Here is an 18156-nt window from a genome sequence, read left to right on the forward strand (position 1 = left end):
AAAATTAATACGTACTAGGATGAATGAATTCACGCTTGGCATAGAGGAGGAGTATATGGTAGTTGATCCCGTTACCAGGGAACTTACCTCGCATGACCAAAAAATTGTTGAGGCCGCACAAAAGATACACAAGGACCAGGTTAAGGCAGAAATGCACCAAGCTGTTGTAGAGGTTGGAACAGGCATTTGTAAAACCACAGAAGAAGCCCGCAAGGAAATCTCGCAACTGAGATATACGGTTTCGCAACTAGCTGGCGAACAAGGTTTGCGTATTGGCGCTGCCGGCACTCACCCATTTTCACATTGGGAAAAACAATTAATTACAGAACATCCCCGTTATAATGAAATTGTAAACGAGCTACAGGAAGCTGCCCGCTCGAATTTAATTTTCGGCTTGCACGTTCACGTAGGTTTTCAATCTCGCGAATTGGCCATTCACATTGCAAATCAGGTGAGGTACTTCCTGCCTCACGTATTTGCTTTGTCAACCAATTCTCCTTTTTGGGAATCGAGAAATACTGGTTACAAATCTTTCAGAACTAAGATTTTCGATAAATTCCCTCGAACAGGTATTCCTGATATTTTTAATAGTATTGAAGATTATGACAATTACGTAAAGCTCTTAATCAAAACCAATTGCATGGATAATGCGAAGAAAATTTGGTGGGATATCAGAGTGCATCCATTCTTCGATACCGTAGAGTTCCGCATTTGCGATTGCCCAATGTTAATTGATGAGACAATGGCTTTTACGGCTTTATTCCAAGCCTTGTGCGCCAAATTGTATAAACTTCGTTTGCAAAACATGGAATTCATCAGTTATTCTAGAGCCTTAATTAACGAAAATAAATGGCGTGCTGCCCGTTATGGAATTGACGGAAATTTAATCGATTTTGGTAAAGAAATGGAAGTGAATTGCCGCAATCTGGTTTTAGAATTATTAGATTTTGTGGATGATGTTGTAGATGATTTAGGTTGCAGAAATGACTTAGAATATGTTCATAAAATATTGGAGCACGGCACAGGTGCAGATAGACAGTTGGCAGTTTACGCACAAACAGGTAACTTTGAATCGGTAGTTGATTACATTACTACTCAAACACTTATAGGTGCAAGGTAAATTTAAAATGGATAAAAGAGATTTAAAGGTCGCCGTTATTGACATGAATAACGGTGCACCTAATCAGGGTATGCGGGGAATTCAGGAAATTTTATCCCGCTTTGGAAAAGATAATAACATTAATCTTTCTTTCGATATTTTCGATTTAAGACAAAAAGGTGAGATACCCGGAATAGAATATGATGCTTACATTTCAAGCGGCGGACCTGGTAGTCCAATTGAAAGCAAAGGCGAAAAATGGGAAAATGACTTTTTCAATCTTTTGGATCAAATTGAGGCTTTTAACACTTCAAATGATGAACAAAAGAAATATGCTTTTTTAATTTGCCACTCGTTTCAGCTGGCTTGCCGAAAATTTGAGCTAGGAAATGTAACGGAAAGGCGTTCGAATGCATTTGGAATTTTTCCAATTACTTTAACTGAAGAGGGCGAACAAGATGAAATTTTTGATGGCATTACCAATCCTTTTTTCTCGGTTGATAGTCGAGATTGGCAAGTAATTAAGCCCGATTTTGCTGCATTTGCTGCAAAAGGCGCTAAGCTTTTAGCCATAGAAAAAGAGCGCAAGCATGTTGATTTAGAAAGATGCATGATGTCTATTCGGTTTTCTGATGAAATTATTGGCACCCAATTTCATCCAGAGGCAGATCCTATAGGTATGAAAATGTATTTGCTTCAGGATGAAAAGAAGAAAGCAATTGTTGATTTGCATGGAGAACAAAAATATTTAGATATGCTTAACAGTTTAGATGATCCTGCTAGGATTGTGTTAACGCAAAGTGTTATTCTTCCTAATTTCTTAAATAAAGCAATTGGGAATTTGCAAGAGGCCTAACCCAACCCCTAAAGGGGCTAAAAACACAGTCGACTGTCATTCTGAGGCACGAAGAATCCGTAACCGATTAGCACTTTTCTAAAATACTGAACAGGCTTTTTTTTGGCAGTAGGTTAATTGACGATTGTGTTTCTATCGCTTGGAGATTCTTCGCTGTGCTCAGAATGACAATCAGCAAATTTTCGTGAAACAAAATACAAAACTATGATACCTGCTCTACGCCAAAAATATAATCAACAGTTTACCGAAGAAAACTATAAAAACTTTATTACTGAGCTTGAGAAAGATTATTTTGAGATTCCGTTCCGTGTTGCAGAAACACCTGTTTTTGTTCCAAAGGCCTTAAAGGAAAAGTTAATTGCGGCAGGCGAAGAAATTATAAATCTGATTAAACAGCCCAACTTCAAGGAATTAACCCAAAAATCTATTCCCAAAGATTGGAATGTTCCAAATGAAAATGAGCAGCCTCATTTCTTAACTTTCGATTTCGGAATTTGCAAGAACGAAGCAGGCGAATTAACCCCTATGTTAATTGAAATGCAGGGTTTTCCCTCATTATATGCTTTTCAGATTCACCTATCAAATACTTTCAGAAAGTGTTTCGAAATTGACAACTCTGTTAATCACTTCCTCAATGGTTTCAACGAAGATAAATACATCAAACTTTTTAAAGAAGTAATTATCGGCAAGCACCAACCGCATGAAGTGGCTTTGATGGATGTAGATGCGCCAAACCAAAAAACGGCAATCGATTTTTTTGTAACCAAAAAAATGCTGGGCATAAAAATTCTGGCCTTGGAAGACATCAAGAAAATTGGTAATCAGTTATTTTACGAGGAAGATGGCAAACAGATCCAACTAAAAAGGATTTATAACCGTTTAATATTCGATGAAGTTGCTGATAATACGGAGATTTTCAAAAACAGCTTCGATCCGAGAAACGAATTAGATATAGAGTGGGTAACGCATCCAAACTGGTTTTATCGAATCAGTAAATACACCATGCCTTTTTTAAATAGTGAATTTGTTCCAGATACGCGTTTTTTAAATCAGATAGAAATTATTCCTACTGATTTGGAAAATTATGTTCTAAAACCACTTTTTTCTTTTGCTGGTATGGGTGTTATTATTGATGTAAAGCAAGCAGATATCGAAAATATTCCCGATCCGGAAAACTGGATTTTACAACGAAAAGTTTCCTACGAACCTGCAGTTCAATCGCCGGATGGAGGCGTAAAGGCCGAAATTAGAATGATGTATCTTTGGCCTGATGGCGGAGAACCTCAGCTTTGCACCAATCTAAGCCGGTTGAGTAAAGGCAAAATGATTGGCGTTCGGTACAATGCAGATTTTGACTGGGTTGGCGGAACCGTTGGATTTATGGAGGATTAGTAATAGTTTGCCGCAGATTCGCTGATTAATATTTCACTACCAAAAATAATTCTAAATCTGCGAATCTGTGGCTAAACCTTTTTACATTTAACTGAAACCTAAATCAACCAAGCTGCTTATATTTGTTTTATGAATACTCAAACGATTTTAGTCTTTTTACTTTTTGCGGTTGCATTGGTATATGTTGGCCGTTTGGTTTATAAATCATTACAGGTTAAAAAGGATGGCTGCGGTGGTAATTGCAAATGTGGTGTAGATTTTTCTGATATCAAGCCTGCTAAAAAGTAATTCGTCCCTTTATGATTAATCAGTTTAAAAACTACCTTAAGGAAAAAATAGAAATAACTGATGAGCAATTCGACAGCATCTCTGCCGATTTGAAAATAAAGAAATTCGATAAAAACGAAATCATTCAATATACTGGCGACATTACTAAACATGGTTTTTTTGTTTGTAAGGGCTTGCTTCGTGCTTACTCAATAGATTCAAAAGGCAAAGAACATATTCTTCAGTTTGCACCCGAGAACTGGTTAATTTCTGACAGAAATAGCATGAATAATGAGCCATCGGTATTTTTTATTGATGCAATTGAAGCCACTGAAGCTGTAATCATGCCAAACGATTTCATGGAACAGGCCGCCATAAAAGTTCCTTGCTTGCAACCTATGCACACCAAACTGCTAAATAATTCTATTCGCTTTATGCAGAAAAGAATTAATATGCTTTTGAGTGCCACCGCTGAAGAACGGTATCTCGACTTCATCAAGCTTTACCCAAATCTTACTTTACGCGTTCCGCAATGGATGATTGCCTCCTACTTAGGAATTACCCCTGAATCTTTAAGTCGTGTTAGAAAAGAGTTGGCCAATAAACACTTTAGATCATGATAAGCAGGATTTAAGGATTCTCAAGATTTATAATTCCTTAATCATGAAAATCCTATCATCCTTAAATCCTGTTAATTAATTACCATACATCAATTTCTACTCAAAGCCCATGCTGTACTTTTGTTTTGTAAATATTAAACATCTCAAAAAACAAAAGATATGGCAACTACAAAATGGACGTTAGATCCAACCCACAGCGAACTACAATTTAAGGTAAAACATTTGATGATCACTACTGTAACCGGTAGCTTGAAATCTTTCTCAGCAGAATTAACATCCGAAAGTGATGAATTTGCTAACAGCGAAATTTCTTTTAAAGGTGATATTGATTCTATTGATACAGGAAACACTGATCGCGATACACATTTAAAGAGTGCTGATTTCTTCGACGCAGAAAAATTTGCACATATTGAATTCACATCTAAATCGGTTGAAAAAGATGGCGGAGATTACATCGTTAAAGGCGATTTAACCATTAAAGGCGAAACTAAACCTGTAAAATTAACTGCGGAATTTGGTGGCATTGCAACCGATCCTTGGGGAAATACAAAAGCTGGCTTTACTTTAAGCGGAAAAATTAATCGTTCTGATTTTGGCTTAACCTGGAATGCTGCATTAGAAACTGGTGGCGTAATGGTAAGTGAAGAAGTACGCATTTTAGGTGAATTACAGTTTGTAAAACAAGCTTAATTCCTTTTGCATTTACAGCCTGCATTTTGCAGGCTGAACTTAAATTTTCCATGGAGGTATGAGGGAAATCAAAATAAAAGAAGTAGAAACAGTATTAAAAGCACCGGCACCGCACATGGTTGGCGATGGCTTTAGGGTACATAATTTTTTTCCGAGCGGTTATGAAATAGATATGAGCCCATTTTTCTTAATGGATTATGGCTCTAAAATCGAATTTTCTGCAAGAAAAGAACCTCGTGGCGTGGGTATTCATCCACATCGTGGTTTTGAAACGGTTACCATTGCTTACCATGGTGCGGTTGCGCATCACGATAGTTCAGGAAATAGTGGTATAATTTATCCTGGCGATGTGCAATGGATGACTGCGGCCAGTGGAATACTTCATAAAGAATATCATGAGAAAAATTACAGCTTAAAAGGTGGCCCTTTCCAAATGCTGCAACTTTGGATTAACCTTCCCGCTATAGATAAGATGAGTAAACCAAAATATCAAGCTATTAAACAGGCTGATATGGCAAGTTTTGTTCTTCCTAATGATGGTGGCAAAATCGAAGTTATTGCGGGTAAATTCCAAGGCTTAAAAGGCAATGCCACTACTTTTACCCCAATAGAATTGTATAATGCCCGATTAAACAAAGATGGAGAAGCAACTTTTAATTTCCCTGATCATTTTAATACTGGCTTTATGGTTATAGAAGGTCGTATTAAAATCAATGATAACGAAATTGCTGATGTAAACAGCTTTGTTCACTTTAAAAACGAGGGAAATGAAGTGAAGATCGTAGCAATGGAAAATAGTATCATTTTAATTTTAAGCGGCGAACCTATTCATGAACCCATCGTTCAATACGGACCATTTTTAATGAATACGGAGGCTGAAATAAATCAAGCCATTGAAGATTATAATCAAGGTAGATTTGGTTATATCGAAGAATAAATAGCGTTTAATTAATTATATTTTTGAGCCGACATTTCTAATAAAATTTGTCGGCTTTTTTGTACTTATCAATTTTTGTATCCTAACTAAATCAGTGTCAGATTCTTTTCATACAATCTTCATATTCCTTAGTGATATTTGATTATAAATCAGAACAGAAAAATGTCCGGAAAACAAATATTTCAAACTGAGACTAAAAGGCGTTGGCATACTTTTACTTGGGTAAGTCGCTCATTTTTTTTAGTTTTCATCATCGCAATAATCTGCGTAGCCTATACTTTATCTTCAGTTCAGGCGCCAAATTTGCCCTTTATCAATACAAATTCTCCCTTAACGCAAAAGCAATTGGAGAAATTAAAAAAATCTCAGCAGTATAAGGCTTTTACCATTGAGAAGTCTCATCTCCAGCAAATAAAAAAGGATCGGGAGCATAGAATTCTAACCAAACATGGCGATAGTAAGCGCATAAACATGGCTTTTTATGTAAGCTGGGCGGCCAGTAAAGATAAATCGTTGTCTGATTTGAAGCGCAACATCGGTCATTTGGACATGGTTGCAGCTGAGTCGTTTTTCTTAAATGGAGATTCGATTGTAGATAAAGCCGATACAGCTGCACTGAAAGTAATCCATACGGGGAAAAAATCTGCTATTGCCGTGGTGTCCAATTTCAATAAAGATCATTGGGATGGCGAAGCTGTAAAACGCTTGCTAAACGATTTGCCTGCTCAACAGAAATTGATTTACAACCTCATTTCAATCACGAAGAAATATGGGTTTAAAGGTATAAACATCGATTTTGAGGAATTAAACTTAGAGAACAATGATGGCTTTAATGCTTTCATGAAGAATCTTTACACGCAGTTTCATGCCGAAAAACTGATTGTCTCTCAAGATATTTCACCAGAAAATGATGATTATCAGCCAGAGATATTGCAGAAGTACAATGATTATATTGTGTTGATGGCTTATGATCAGCATACCGATCAAAGTAATGCCGGAGATATTTCGCACCAAGAATGGGTGGAAGAAAAACTTGATGATATTTGCAGCAAAGTTGACCCAGACAAAGTTATTCTTGCCTTGGCTTGTTATGGTTATGATTGGCCAAAAAACAGTATTGGCAAACCAGTAACCTACGAAGAAGCGATGACTGTTGCCGTAAATTACAAAAGCAAGGTTAATTACGATCCTGCCTCGGCAAATTTAAATTACAGCTACAGTGATGGCAGCGGAATTAAGCACGAGGTTTATTTTACAGATGCCTCAACTTATTTCAATTTAATCCGCAAGGCGGATGATTGGAATATAGCAGGAATTGCTTTGTGGCGCTTGGGCTCTGAAGATAAGCGCCTATGGTCTTTCATTTCAAATGATTTGAGTTTAGATACGCTTAAAAAAAAACCTTTCGATCTGCGTAAAATCTCTTCCTTAAATATGGGTGGCATTTCTTACATCGGAGATGGCGAAATCTTGGATTTAATATCCTCACCTAAACTTGGCGCAGTAAGATTTACCTTAAATAGGGATAACTTTTCCATTGCCGATCAAAAATACATGCGTTTGCCAGAGCAATATGTAATCAAAAGGTTTGGTGAGGCTGATAAGAAAATTGCCTTGACTTTTGATGATGGACCCGATCCAGTTTATACGCCGCAAGTGCTGAATATCCTAAAAAAGGAAAATGTTCCGGGATGTTTTTTCGTGGTGGGTATTATGGCCGAGAAGAATATGGAGTTATTGAGGCAAGAATATAACGATGGATATGAGATTGGAAACCACACATTCCTTCATCCAGATATGTCGGCCATTGGACCACGACGCGTTAAATTTGAATTGAACGCTACACGCCGATTAATTGAAGCCGTTACTGGCCATAGCACCATTTTATTTCGTGCACCTTTTAATGCTGATGCTGAACCACAAAACATATCTGAGATTTTGCCGGTTGCGCAAAGTCGTAAGGAAAACTACATCAATATTGGTGAATATATCGATCCGGAGGATTGGGAGCCAGGAAAAACAGCAGATCAAATTTTTAATGAAGTGGTTAAGCAACAAGATAATGGGAATATTCTGCTACTTCATGATGCTGGTGGCAATCGCGAAGCTACAGTTGCGGCGCTACCCAGAATTATTAAATTTTTCAAGGCTAAGGGTTATACATTTACCACTGTTGGCGATTTAATGGGCAAAAAAAGGTCAGAATTAATGCCTGCCGTAAACTCTTCTGCCAACAGTGGCTTTAGTGGTTCTGGCGATTATTTTTTCATCAACTTCTTTTACTACGGAAACATGATCTTAAATATCGTATTTTCTGTGGCGATCGTTCTCGCTATTTTAAGAACGATTTTTATTACTTACCTCGCCATTAGGCAAAAAAATAGAGCTAAGCGAAATATTGGCAAATTGATTGCTGATCCATCAGAAAAAGTGAGCATTATTATTCCAGCTTACAATGAGGAAATTACGGCAATACATACCATTAATAGCCTTTTAAAAACCGATTATCCAAATTTCGAATTAATTTTTGTTGATGATGGATCGAAAGATAAAACCTTTGAGATTATTAATTCACAATTTGGATACCACCCACAAGTTAAGGTTTACCGCAAGGAAAATGGCGGTAAGGCATCGGCTCTTAATTTTGGAATTACCAAGGCCAGTGCCGATTTTATTATCTGTATTGATGCCGATACACAGCTTAAAACCGATGCGGTAAAAGAATTGATGCGTTATTTTTACAGCGATAAAATTGCTGCCGTTGCTGGAACGGTTAAAGTTGGCAATGCGCACAACATTATCACAAAATGGCAATCAATAGAATACATTACTGCTCAAAATATGGATCGTCGTGCTTTCGATTTACTAAATACCATAACCGTTGTTCCAGGTGCCATTGGTGCCTTTAGAAAAGATGTGGTTTTGGAAATTGGCGGCTTTACTATAGATACCTTAGCAGAGGATTGTGATTTAACTATGCGGATTCTAAGAGCTGGTTATAAGGTAAAAAACTGTGATGCTGCAATTGCCTACACCGAAGCACCAGAAACTGTAAACATGTTGTTGAAACAACGTTTCCGCTGGAGTTTTGGGGTAATGCAAAGTTTTTGGAAAAACCGTAAAACCCTATTGAACAAAAAATATGGGTATTTTGGAATGGTGGGAATGCCAAACATCCTAATCTATCAGATTATATTACCGCTATTTTCTCCATTGGCAGATTTGTTTATGCTCATTTCATTAATCAGCGGATTGTTTTCTTTAAGCGCAATAAACAACCTCACCCTAACTGGCTTTTCAGGAATTTTGAGCTTACATAATGGTTTTGGACAAGTGTTATTTTACTACATTATCTTTATTGTTGTAGATATGATTTTTGCGGCGATAGCTTTCAAAATGGAGAAAGAGAAGTATAAAAACCTACTTTACATCTTACCTCAACGGTTCTTTTGGAGACAATTAATGTACTTGGTTTTATTTCGTTCGTTTAGAAAAGCCATTAAGGGAGAACTAGAAACTTGGGGAACATTAAAAAGGACGGGCAATGTAAAAGAGGCTACAGCTTAAGGATTATTTTTTTGTCTTAGAAAATGATTGGCTCAAGCTTTTGGCGGTCATCAGTCCTGCCATTCGCTGTAGCCCCGATAAAGAATCGGGGGCTGCCGCTATTGTCAGGTTTAGCAACCAAGTTTGTACGCTATGCCAACCGCAAAAATGAAAGGCTACAGTTGCTTTTAGCCCCGGTTGCAGCGTTTAACCTGCAGCAAGAAAGTATGACGAGTGAAGCGTATAAGCAAAAAACGGGAAGAAATTTTAATTTTTGTAGAAACTTTGCGCTCCAAAATATAAATGACTATACTTTTTCTATCAAGCAAACGGCATAGGCTACAACGCCTTCTTCCCTACCTACAAAACCCATAGTTTCATTTGTGGTTGCCTTAATAGAGATATCCTCAGTAGATATTCCAATGGCAGCAGCTATATTCTCTTGCATTGTTGGAATATGGGGATTTATTTTTGGGGCTTCTAAACAGAGCATGGCGTCGATATTTCCAACCTGCCAACCTTTTTCTGTTAACAGCTTAACGGTCTCTTTTAAAAGGATAACACTACTAATCCCCCTCCACCTTTCATCGGTATTTTTAAAGTGGAAGCCAATATCACGTAAATTAGCGGCACCCAAGAGGGCATCACAGATAGCATGAAGCAAAACATCGGCATCCGAGTGCCCAAAAGCACCTTTATCATGATCTAAAGTTACTCCACCAACAACAAATGGATGTTGATCTTTTAACTGATGTACGTCGAAACCAAAGCCTACTCTAATTTTCATGTTAGAAATTTAATTTTATGAAAGTTTAATCGAAAATTGTTAGGTCTTATTGTTTAACGATCTTCTTATCGCCAAAGTTAAACAAAAGGCCAAAACGTAGGGTATTGGCTAGCGGACTTGTTTGTGCATTTGCCAACAAATAAGAGAAATCGATATTGAAGACATTATACTTTAAGCCCAAACCTAATGTAAAATACCTGCTATCGCCTTTCATTGGGCTTTGATAGTTGTAACCCGCCCTTAGGGCAAACTGTTGGTTGTACCAATATTCCAGTCCTGTTGAAATTCCAACCTCCTTAATTTCTTCGCTAAAACCACCTGGTGCATCGTTAAATGATCCAAATATTCCTGCAGGAACAGAACGATTAGGGTCTTTTCCACTTACGATAGTGTTATTCGAATCGTAAATTGGTTGTGTTGGAACTAACAGTTTGTTAAAATCGACTGCTAGGGTAAATGTACTGAACTCATCAACAACAAAGGTAGAAGCGCCACCAATCTTAAAGTTAGTAGGAAGAAAGAAACTTTCGCCTCCATCAGAGTAACTCATCTTAGTGCCAATGTTCGAAATATTTGCGCCGGCAGAAAGAACGGTCTCCTTACCGAAAAGCGTGGTAGCTGTTTTATATAACCCTGAAACATCTACTGCAACAGCATTACCGCCATGAACCTGACCAGAAGAAGCAAACTGCCCTGAAGCAAGGTTAGAATAAATATATCTTAATGATGATCCCAATGAAAACTCCTCTCCAAAACTTCTGGCAAAAGAGAAATCCAAGGCCAATTCGTTCGGATTGGAAATACCCAAATCTTGTTGATTAACATCGGTTAGCTGAATAGAACCTAAAGAAAAATACCTTAGTGAGGCACCTATTGTATTGCGATCATCGAGTTTATAAAATCCACTTAAATAGGCAAGATTAATATCGGGAACCAAGCTCTTTAACCACGGACTATAAGAAACAGAAAAACCATAAGGCTTATCGAGAAAAGCAAGCTTTGAAGCGTTTATACTCGCAGAATTTACATCACCAGTAACCGCCACACCCGCATCACCCATGGCACCTGAACGGGCATCTGGAGTAATTAATAGAAAAGGAACAGCTGTTACAATATTATTCGATTCACTACCATTAGTTTGGGTATTACCTATAACGACTTGGGCATTTGTTTTACCAAAAACCAAGACTAAAGATAGTGCAGAAAAAGCAAGTTTACTGATGTACTTGAGATTCATCCTTTAAAGGTACGTAATTTTAGATCTTCGGGAATACGTTATTCTGGAGATTAATATTCTTAACGTAAAACCAAAAATTATATTTCACCAAAATACGAATAAAGTGATTATTTACTAATTAAACCTACGATTTTTACATACCAATGTATCTGTAAAAATCGTAAGTATTAGTCGATTAGGCAATTAGGCTATAAATAATTAAATGCCAGTATGTTAATTCTTCTTTTTAACTAAGCCATTTAGCTTTTCGGCTATAGCATCTTTTACTTTTTCGGTTGCCTTGGCCTTGACGGTCTCTATCTTCGCTTGTGCTTTTGTCTGCAATTCGGCATTCTTTTAGGCAATTACACTATTCACTGCATCCTTAGCGGTAGCTTTCGCATCGCCAGAACCGTATTTTAATCTAATAGTTGGCTTCAATATTGTTACCCCCAGAACTGCATTTAGCTTTACGGTTTCACTCATAGCTACATTTGTCCCCGCCTTACTATTTAATTTGGCAATGATGGCATTTGCGGTTTCGTTTGCCTTGGCGCCAAGCATTGCCCTCGGAAGATTGAGTGCCAGATCATAAGCCATGGTCTGAACGAGTCCGTTTGAACCTTGAACATTCATCACAATTCCATCTTTCTTAATATCAAACTGCGCTACATTTAACGTCCATCCTTAATTTTAAACTTCGTCTTTACGTTATTCAACTCGAGTTTTTTAAACTTATCAGAGCTTAATGCGGATGCTAACTTATTCAAAGGTTCAAATCCATCAAGCACTGCTTGAATAATATTTGTTAAGCCTTCTGCATTGATAGAAGAATAAACGGGCATCATATTTTGATCCAGATCAGAATCGAACTTTAAATTGGTGGAGAAACTACCTTTGGTAAACTTGGCTACAGGGGCTAATAATTTAATGATATTAAAAGCATTAAATGCCTTTTGAATATCCATTTTCTCTATACCAAAATCTACATCAACCTTTGGTTTTTCAGGGTTGATGGTGGCATAAGACCCATTCATTTTTAAGGTTCCATCTAACATATTCATGCCCATATCCTTAAAAGTAATGGCTTTATTTTTCACTAATAGAGCACCTTTTGCATTGGTAATATCATAAGTATCGTACAAAACTCTTCCTGCTTTTGCGGCAACATTAAAATCGATATTTCCTGGCACCTCAAAAACAGTCAGTTTAGAAGTTGCTTTCTTTGGTTCATTTTCAGCTGGAGTTACCTTTGGCCCCATCAATTCGTTAACATCAATTAAGTTAGATGACATATTGAAATTACCCTGTGAGGCTTGGTTTTTCTTAAAGAATTAACTTAAATAATTGTTTACCGATCCATTTGCCGAAAAATCACTTTTACCAACCTTGGCCGTTAAATTACTAAGCGTTATATTCTTCGGACTGAAAACCATTTTAGCAGTGGGCACACTCACCGGCATTGGAACATTCTTACCAGCATAGTTAAAATTGCTGGCGATCATTTGTCCTGATGCCTTGAAAGCTTCATATTGCCCTTTATCTATTGAAGATTTTCGACCAGCAGCTTTTACATCAGCATCCAAAATACCGCTTAAGGTCATATCTTTCATTGGGAATATTGCGGTTAATTGCTTTAAATCTAGCTTTCCTTTTAAGGCCATATCCACAAAAGGATCGGTTGTTGGGTTTTTCAATAGCAATCTTCCATCTACCGGCACCTGCCCAAACTCCAAATGGAAAGCAGGAATATTAACTACGGTATGATCGATAACGCCATCTGGGTTGTTAATGTTAGATTTAACCTGGATATTATTAATGGCCGATGGTAAAGATGGATACTTAATTTTTCCATTTTCGATTGAAAGATTTACATCAAAAGCTGGCAAGGATTTTTCGTTATAGGTACCTTTAGCAGTTCCATTCATTGCAAATTTTCCCGTGGCCTCCATATCCTTACAGTTAGAGGCATAAATTGCTGGAATAAGCGAAAGGAAGTTCCTAAGCTCCGATTGTTTCGCATCGAACTTAAAATCAACAACCATATCTTTAACATTTGGCATGGCCAGATAGCCAACTGCTGATAAGATTAATTCATTTAACTGAATTTTATTTTCAGCGAACGTGAACTTCATGTTCTTCATATCGATATCGATTGGAAGATCTGCGTTTAATTTTACTTTGTTTAAATAAGGAATCCCTCCATATTTAACGGTTAACTTTTCGATATTTGATTGGGTTTTCAAGGTAAAAAGATCCTGTGTAAAATCTCCCTTTCCACTAGGATTAAGGTTTTCGAGCTCCATAAAGAAAACCAATGATGCATCATCATAAATTACCTTTCCATTTTCGATAGCATACTTTTGCAATGCCACTTTAAAAGCTGTTTCATCGGTATTTGTAGCTGCAGAAGCGTTATCTTTTTTCATGATGTCCCAATTGGCCTTTCCGCTCTTTAAAACCTTGGCAAAAATATTAGGCTCGTTAAGATCGATTGAGTTTATCTGATAGATTTCGCCTTTAATAACACTGAATAAATTAACCTTTAATTGCAATTGTTTAACATTTGCCAAGGTATCCTTAGCAAAACTATTAAGTCCTATTATACTCAAGTTGTTGATTTTTATTCCCAAATTGGGGAAAGATGTAATCAGGCATAGGTCGAGATCCTTAAAATCGACTTTGGCATTTACTGTTTTATTGATGGTTGATTTAATTTTTGCATCAATTTCTTTTTTAAAAAACAGCGGAATAGCTGCAGCAGCGGCAAACAGAATTACAAAAAGAGCAGCAATTACTATGATTACTTTTTTAAGCAGACTTATTTTTTTTACAGTGATAATGTTTGGGCTAATAACTCGACAATAAATGAACCAAAATGTATGATGCTTATTTTTAATAATTTAACATTAAATTTAGTGAAAAACTAAACAGACACAATACGGGATAAAATAATACGTTATGGCTTAAAAATATATTCAGTATTTTATTGTCACAATATTTATATATTCATTTAAAATTGTTTAATTTTATCGGTTGAATCGCTATTGGGCGATATTCCCTCGTATCATATGAAAAAACTTATACTATATTCTTTTACTTGTTTGTCATTAGCTGCACTACTTACAGGTTGTAGCTCTAAGGGCGGAAATAGTTCTAGCAAAACGGGTATTCCTTATGCCGATAGGAAAAGCAACAAGAATGCCTCTGGCGCATTTGCAGTTGCTACGCAATATAAACGTGCTCCTGGTCCTGGTTTAATTCCGATTGAAGGTGGCGTTTTAGTGGTTGGTGGTAGTGCCATCGAAGTACCTGGCGTTGAACCAAACATTTACAATTACAAAAGACAGGTAACTGTTCCATCATTTTACATGGATGAAACTGAAGTATCTAATACCGATTGGTTGGAATACTTACATTGGATTAGATATAACTATCCTGAAGATCGCGAATTTTATTACAACGAACTTCCTGATACATTGGTTTGGCGTAGTGCGCTTTCGTATAATGAACCTTACGTAGATAATTATTTACGCCACCCAGCCTACCGCGATTATCCTGTTGTAGGCGTATCTTGGGAGCAAGCTTCTCGTTATTGCGAATGGAGAACTTCTAGAGCGAATGAATTTATTTTACGCGAAAAAGGAATTCTAACAGATTATAAAACGCTTAGCGCTGGCACATCAGGAAGAGGAAACAATTCTACAACTGGTGCAGCAACACCAAAGCCTACTAATCCATTTAATACTGATGCGTATTTAAATGGCCAATATGATGATAAAGGAAAAAATGCTCCAGTAGATTACAATACAAAAACTGGTGCCGCAACTGCAACCGCTGGTGCTGCTGCTCCTGCAACAGGCGGCAGAAATGCACAACCAAGAAGAACTGCAACTTTGGAAGATGGTGTAATTATGCAACCTTACCGCTTACCAACAGAAGCTGAATGGGAATATGCTGCATTGGGTTTAATTGGTAATACGGAGTACGAGAATATCAATCAAAATAAAATTTACCCTTGGAACGGCTTAGGTGTTAGTTCGGCTAAAAAGAAAACCAGAGGTATGATCCAAGCCAACTTTAAAAGAGCGCCTGGAGATTATATGGGTGTTGGTGGTTCATTGAATGATAAGGGAGATTTAACTGTTCCGGTTATTCAATATACTCCAAACGATTTTGGCTTATATAATATGGCTGGTAATGTTAATGAATGGGTTAATGATGTTTTCAGAACAGGAACATTTACTGATGCCGATGCTTTTAATCCATACCGTGGTAACTACTTTACCAATAAGAAATTAGAAGATACGCAGAGTGGGAAAATTGCGCTAGATAAATACGGCAACCCGATTAAGGAAAATGCTTATTCTGGCAGAAAACAAACTTGGGCAGAAAAACAAGCGCAAGCAAAACGTACCGATTCGATTTCTAAATCTACAGATCCACAAGCAACGGCTTTTGCTCCAGCTGGTTATCAAGCAGATCAAAGAGGTTATCGCGATAAACAAAACACCTTACTTAATGAAGAAGGCGTTACTTTGGTAAACGATAAATCGAGGGTTTACAAAGGTGGTTCTTGGAATGATATGGCTTACTGGTTAAATCCAGCAACTCGTCGTTTCATGCAACAAGACGAATCATCGTCAGAGGTTGGTTTCCGTTGTGCCATGACAATGCTTGGTGCTCCAGAAATTAGTACAGCAGGCAAAAGACAATTTAAAAATCCTCCTCAAAAACCTTACAGGGTAACCAGAGGTAAATAATATTACAAACTCAAAAAGTCCCGATTTAATGTCGGGACTTTTTTATGTCTTAATTTTAATTTAAGTTTTAAGCGAACTGAATTAAAATTTGATTCTTCTCTACTTTATCGCCCTGATTGACCAAAATTCTTTTCACTATCCCATCAGCAGATGATTTTAGGATATTCTCCATTTTCATGGCTTCCAGAATTAATAGGTTATCTCCCTTTTTAACGTCTTCTCCCTCTGTTACGCTCACTTTCAAAACCAAACCTGGCATTGGTGCTTTTATTTCAGAAACCTTATTGGTGGCTAATTTATCTAGCCCAAGTTGTTGTAGTAATTGATCAAATTGATCTTCTACCTTTATGTTATAAATATTACCGTTTACCTTTATTTTACAAGTCTTTTCTGCTTTATCTACATCAACCACTTCAGTATTAAAAGATCTATTCTGAAACAACACATGAGCATTTGATGCATTAAGATTATTTACATCCAATTCAATGTGTTTACCATTCACCAAAAGCTTAGCTTTTGTTTCTTCAATATCATATTGAAACTGATCATTTACCTTTACTTTATACATAGTTATTGTGTTAAAGCATACTGAACCAAATTTGCGCCCATTTTAAGCGCTTTGGTTCTTGTTTCTTGACTATCTTCTGGATAAGTTCCAAAATCTTCCCAGCCGTTGCCCAAATCACACTCGAAAGTGTAATAACAAACCACACGTCCTTTGTAAATTAAGGCAAAACCTTGTGGCCGTTTATTATCATGTTCATGAATTTTTGGCAATCCACCAGGAAACTTAAACTTTTGGTTATAGATGGCATGATTGGCTGGCAATTCTACAAAACTCAATTCAGGAAAAACTTTCTTCATTTGTGGCCTGATAAATTTATCTAACCCATAATTATCATCAATATGCAGAAAACCTCCACCCATGAGGTATTTTCTAAGGTTTGCAATTTCTTGATCACTGAAAACCACGTTTCCATGTCCAGTCATATAGATAAACGGATAACTGAATATCTCTTTTGAGCCAACTTCTACAATGCTTTCTTCGGGATAAAAATTTGTTTTAAGATTGCTATTGCAATAGGCGATCAAATTTGGAAGTGCTGTTCTATCTGCATACCAATCTCCACCCCCACTGTATTTCAGTTTAGCCATTCTATAAGATGGAGCTGAGTTAAAAGCATAGAGCCCAAAGACTAAAGCCAAAAGACCAAAGCCTAAAATTAGCGACTTCACTTTAAAAAAATGAAAATTGAAAATTGAAAACTTCAAACTGATTATCGGTTAAGGTAATTGATTTCAAAACAAACGGAAAGCGCTGCAGTTTCTGTGCGCAACCTGTTATCTCCTAAAGTTAAAGCTTTAAAGCCTTTATTCAAAGCTAAATTAACTTCTTCGGGAGTGAAATCACCTTCGGGACCAACAAGGATAAGATATTTTTGATGAGGGACAACGAGATCGGAAATGTATTTCTTCTCTCCTTGATCAATACAATGAGCTATTAACTTCTCGCCATCGAACGGAAGTTTCATAAAGGCATCGTAAGAAATTGCCCCATTTAATTTTGGATGATAAGCTTTAATTGATTGTTTAACTGCCGATGTAATCACCTTATTAAGGCGATCTTCTTTCACAATTCTACGCTCAGAGCGATCGGTAATGATGGGTGTAATTTCATCAATACCCAGTTCTGTAGCCTTTTCTAAAAACCACTCTATTCGATCGATATTTTTGGTTGGCGCTACTGCAATGTGTAGATGGTGATTTCTCTTGTGAAATCCCCTTTCCACATTCAAAATTGACAGCACAACTTTTTTTGGATTATCTAATGTGATTTCCGCTGTATAGAAACCGCCATTCCCATCCACAAGATTTACTAATGATCCGACCGGCAAGCGCAAGACTCTAACACAATGTTTGCTCTCTTCTTCGTTAAGGGTATAAGTATTGTGGGCTATATCTGGCGTATAGAAAATATGCATT

18 protein-coding genes are annotated in these 18156 nt (G+C 37.0%); 10 read left to right on the forward strand and 8 right to left on the reverse strand.

Annotation, left to right across the window (positions count from 1 at the left end):
- Positions 1-19: 19 nt before the first annotated feature.
- The 8 genes from EZ449_RS04515 (at position 20) to EZ449_RS04550 (ending at position 9428) form a co-directional block, all read left to right on the forward strand.
- Positions 20-1120: a carboxylate-amine ligase gene (locus EZ449_RS04515; RefSeq protein ID WP_131556785.1), complete on the forward strand. Its 1101-nt coding sequence runs from the start codon at positions 20-22 to the stop codon at positions 1118-1120.
- Positions 1121-1127: 7 nt separating this feature from the next.
- Positions 1128-1955 (forward strand): glutamine amidotransferase-related protein, encoded by an 828-nt coding sequence (locus EZ449_RS04520; protein ID WP_131556786.1) that lies wholly within the window; start codon positions 1128-1130, stop codon positions 1953-1955.
- Between the two features lie 204 nt (positions 1956-2159).
- The gene (locus EZ449_RS04525) at positions 2160-3347 is read left to right on the forward strand and encodes a hypothetical protein (RefSeq protein WP_131556787.1); all 1188 of its coding nucleotides are present in this window, start codon (positions 2160-2162) and stop codon (positions 3345-3347) included.
- A gap of 129 nt (positions 3348-3476) precedes the next feature.
- Positions 3477-3635: a FeoB-associated Cys-rich membrane protein gene (locus EZ449_RS04530; RefSeq protein WP_082455068.1), complete on the forward strand. Its 159-nt coding sequence runs from the start codon at positions 3477-3479 to the stop codon at positions 3633-3635.
- A gap of 11 nt (positions 3636-3646) precedes the next feature.
- The gene (locus EZ449_RS04535; RefSeq protein WP_131556788.1) at positions 3647-4234 is read left to right on the forward strand and encodes a Crp/Fnr family transcriptional regulator; all 588 of its coding nucleotides are present in this window, start codon (positions 3647-3649) and stop codon (positions 4232-4234) included.
- Positions 4235-4393: 159 nt separating this feature from the next.
- Positions 4394-4924, forward strand: coding sequence for a YceI family protein (locus tag EZ449_RS04540; protein WP_131556789.1), 531 nt, complete (start codon positions 4394-4396; stop codon positions 4922-4924).
- A 58-nt stretch (positions 4925-4982) separates the two neighbouring features.
- Complete coding sequence (locus tag EZ449_RS04545) at positions 4983-5861, forward strand: pirin family protein (protein ID WP_205942944.1); 879 nt, start codon at positions 4983-4985, stop codon at positions 5859-5861.
- A 162-nt stretch (positions 5862-6023) separates the two neighbouring features.
- Positions 6024-9428: a glycosyltransferase gene (locus EZ449_RS04550; protein ID WP_131556790.1), complete on the forward strand. Its 3405-nt coding sequence runs from the start codon at positions 6024-6026 to the stop codon at positions 9426-9428.
- Between the two features lie 286 nt (positions 9429-9714).
- Here the strand turns inward: EZ449_RS04550 and ispF are convergent, their stop codons facing one another.
- From ispF to EZ449_RS22980, 5 genes are all read right to left on the reverse strand, one after another.
- Positions 9715-10194, reverse strand: coding sequence for a 2-C-methyl-D-erythritol 2,4-cyclodiphosphate synthase (gene ispF, locus EZ449_RS04555; RefSeq protein WP_131556791.1), 480 nt, complete (start codon positions 10192-10194; stop codon positions 9715-9717).
- A 46-nt stretch (positions 10195-10240) separates the two neighbouring features.
- Positions 10241-11431: a type IX secretion system outer membrane channel protein PorV gene (porV, locus tag EZ449_RS04560; RefSeq protein ID WP_131556792.1), complete on the reverse strand. Its 1191-nt coding sequence runs from the start codon at positions 11429-11431 to the stop codon at positions 10241-10243.
- A gap of 336 nt (positions 11432-11767) precedes the next feature.
- Positions 11768-12046 (reverse strand): hypothetical protein, encoded by a 279-nt coding sequence (locus tag EZ449_RS22970; protein WP_225872230.1) that lies wholly within the window; start codon positions 12044-12046, stop codon positions 11768-11770.
- A 38-nt stretch (positions 12047-12084) separates the two neighbouring features.
- Positions 12085-12705, reverse strand: coding sequence for an AsmA-like C-terminal region-containing protein (locus tag EZ449_RS22975; RefSeq protein ID WP_225872231.1), 621 nt, complete (start codon positions 12703-12705; stop codon positions 12085-12087).
- A gap of 39 nt (positions 12706-12744) precedes the next feature.
- Positions 12745-14163: an AsmA family protein gene (locus tag EZ449_RS22980; protein WP_262711107.1), complete on the reverse strand. Its 1419-nt coding sequence runs from the start codon at positions 14161-14163 to the stop codon at positions 12745-12747.
- Here EZ449_RS22980 and EZ449_RS23260 point away from each other — a divergent pair.
- Both EZ449_RS23260 and EZ449_RS04570 read left to right on the forward strand, forming a co-directional pair.
- Positions 14093-14278, forward strand: coding sequence for a hypothetical protein (locus EZ449_RS23260; RefSeq protein ID WP_262711104.1), 186 nt, complete (start codon positions 14093-14095; stop codon positions 14276-14278). The two genes, EZ449_RS22980 and EZ449_RS23260, sit on opposite strands and share 71 nt — an antisense overlap.
- Positions 14279-14481: 203 nt before the next feature.
- A complete protein-coding gene (locus EZ449_RS04570) occupies positions 14482-16173 on the forward strand; it encodes an SUMF1/EgtB/PvdO family nonheme iron enzyme (RefSeq protein WP_165499695.1) in 1692 nt (563 codons plus the stop codon).
- Between the two features lie 67 nt (positions 16174-16240).
- Here the strand turns inward: EZ449_RS04570 and EZ449_RS04575 are convergent, their stop codons facing one another.
- The 3 genes from EZ449_RS04575 to EZ449_RS04585 all read right to left on the reverse strand — a co-directional run bounded on the left by EZ449_RS04575 (position 16241) and on the right by EZ449_RS04585 (position 18155).
- Positions 16241-16741, reverse strand: a complete 501-nt coding sequence (locus tag EZ449_RS04575; protein WP_131556793.1) for a biotin/lipoyl-containing protein — start codon at positions 16739-16741, stop codon at positions 16241-16243.
- Between the two features lie 2 nt (positions 16742-16743).
- Positions 16744-17328, reverse strand: coding sequence for a DUF4159 domain-containing protein (locus tag EZ449_RS04580; protein ID WP_131557010.1), 585 nt, complete (start codon positions 17326-17328; stop codon positions 16744-16746).
- A 122-nt stretch (positions 17329-17450) separates the two neighbouring features.
- Entirely contained in the window at positions 17451-18155 is a 705-nt protein-coding gene (locus tag EZ449_RS04585) for a 16S rRNA (uracil(1498)-N(3))-methyltransferase (protein WP_131556794.1), read from the reverse strand.
- Position 18156 lies beyond the last annotated feature (1 nt).

The sequence above is a fragment of the Pedobacter frigidisoli genome, assembly GCF_004331675.1.
In the GTDB taxonomy this organism is placed as follows: Bacteria; Bacteroidota; Bacteroidia; order Sphingobacteriales; family Sphingobacteriaceae; genus Pedobacter; species Pedobacter frigidisoli.

Excerpts from the sequence above, each read along its gene's own strand:
- EZ449_RS04580 (WP_131557010.1), bottom strand. The coding sequence starts at position 17,328 with ATGGCTAAACTGAAATACAGTGGGGGTGGAGATTGGTATGCAGATAGA.
- EZ449_RS04515 (WP_131556785.1), top strand. The coding sequence starts at position 20 with ATGAATGAATTCACGCTTGGCATAGAGGAGGAGTATATGGTAGTTGAT.
- ispF (WP_131556791.1), bottom strand. The coding sequence starts at position 10,194 with ATGAAAATTAGAGTAGGCTTTGGTTTCGACGTACATCAGTTAAAAGAT.
- EZ449_RS04550 (WP_131556790.1), top strand. The coding sequence starts at position 6,024 with ATGTCCGGAAAACAAATATTTCAAACTGAGACTAAAAGGCGTTGGCAT.
- EZ449_RS04525 (WP_131556787.1), top strand. The coding sequence starts at position 2,160 with ATGATACCTGCTCTACGCCAAAAATATAATCAACAGTTTACCGAAGAA.
- EZ449_RS04535 (WP_131556788.1), top strand. The coding sequence starts at position 3,647 with ATGATTAATCAGTTTAAAAACTACCTTAAGGAAAAAATAGAAATAACT.
- EZ449_RS04520 (WP_131556786.1), top strand. The coding sequence starts at position 1,128 with ATGGATAAAAGAGATTTAAAGGTCGCCGTTATTGACATGAATAACGGT.
- EZ449_RS04540 (WP_131556789.1), top strand. The coding sequence starts at position 4,394 with ATGGCAACTACAAAATGGACGTTAGATCCAACCCACAGCGAACTACAA.
- EZ449_RS04530 (WP_082455068.1), top strand. The coding sequence starts at position 3,477 with ATGAATACTCAAACGATTTTAGTCTTTTTACTTTTTGCGGTTGCATTG.
- EZ449_RS22970 (WP_225872230.1), bottom strand. The coding sequence starts at position 12,046 with ATGAATGTTCAAGGTTCAAACGGACTCGTTCAGACCATGGCTTATGAT.
- porV (WP_131556792.1), bottom strand. The coding sequence starts at position 11,431 with ATGAATCTCAAGTACATCAGTAAACTTGCTTTTTCTGCACTATCTTTA.
- EZ449_RS04570 (WP_165499695.1), top strand. The coding sequence starts at position 14,482 with ATGAAAAAACTTATACTATATTCTTTTACTTGTTTGTCATTAGCTGCA.
- EZ449_RS04545 (WP_205942944.1), top strand. The coding sequence starts at position 4,983 with ATGAGGGAAATCAAAATAAAAGAAGTAGAAACAGTATTAAAAGCACCG.
- EZ449_RS04575 (WP_131556793.1), bottom strand. The coding sequence starts at position 16,741 with ATGTATAAAGTAAAGGTAAATGATCAGTTTCAATATGATATTGAAGAA.
- EZ449_RS22975 (WP_225872231.1), bottom strand. The coding sequence starts at position 12,705 with ATGTCATCTAACTTAATTGATGTTAACGAATTGATGGGGCCAAAGGTA.
- EZ449_RS04585 (WP_131556794.1), bottom strand. The coding sequence starts at position 18,155 with ATGCATATTTTCTATACGCCAGATATAGCCCACAATACTTATACCCTT.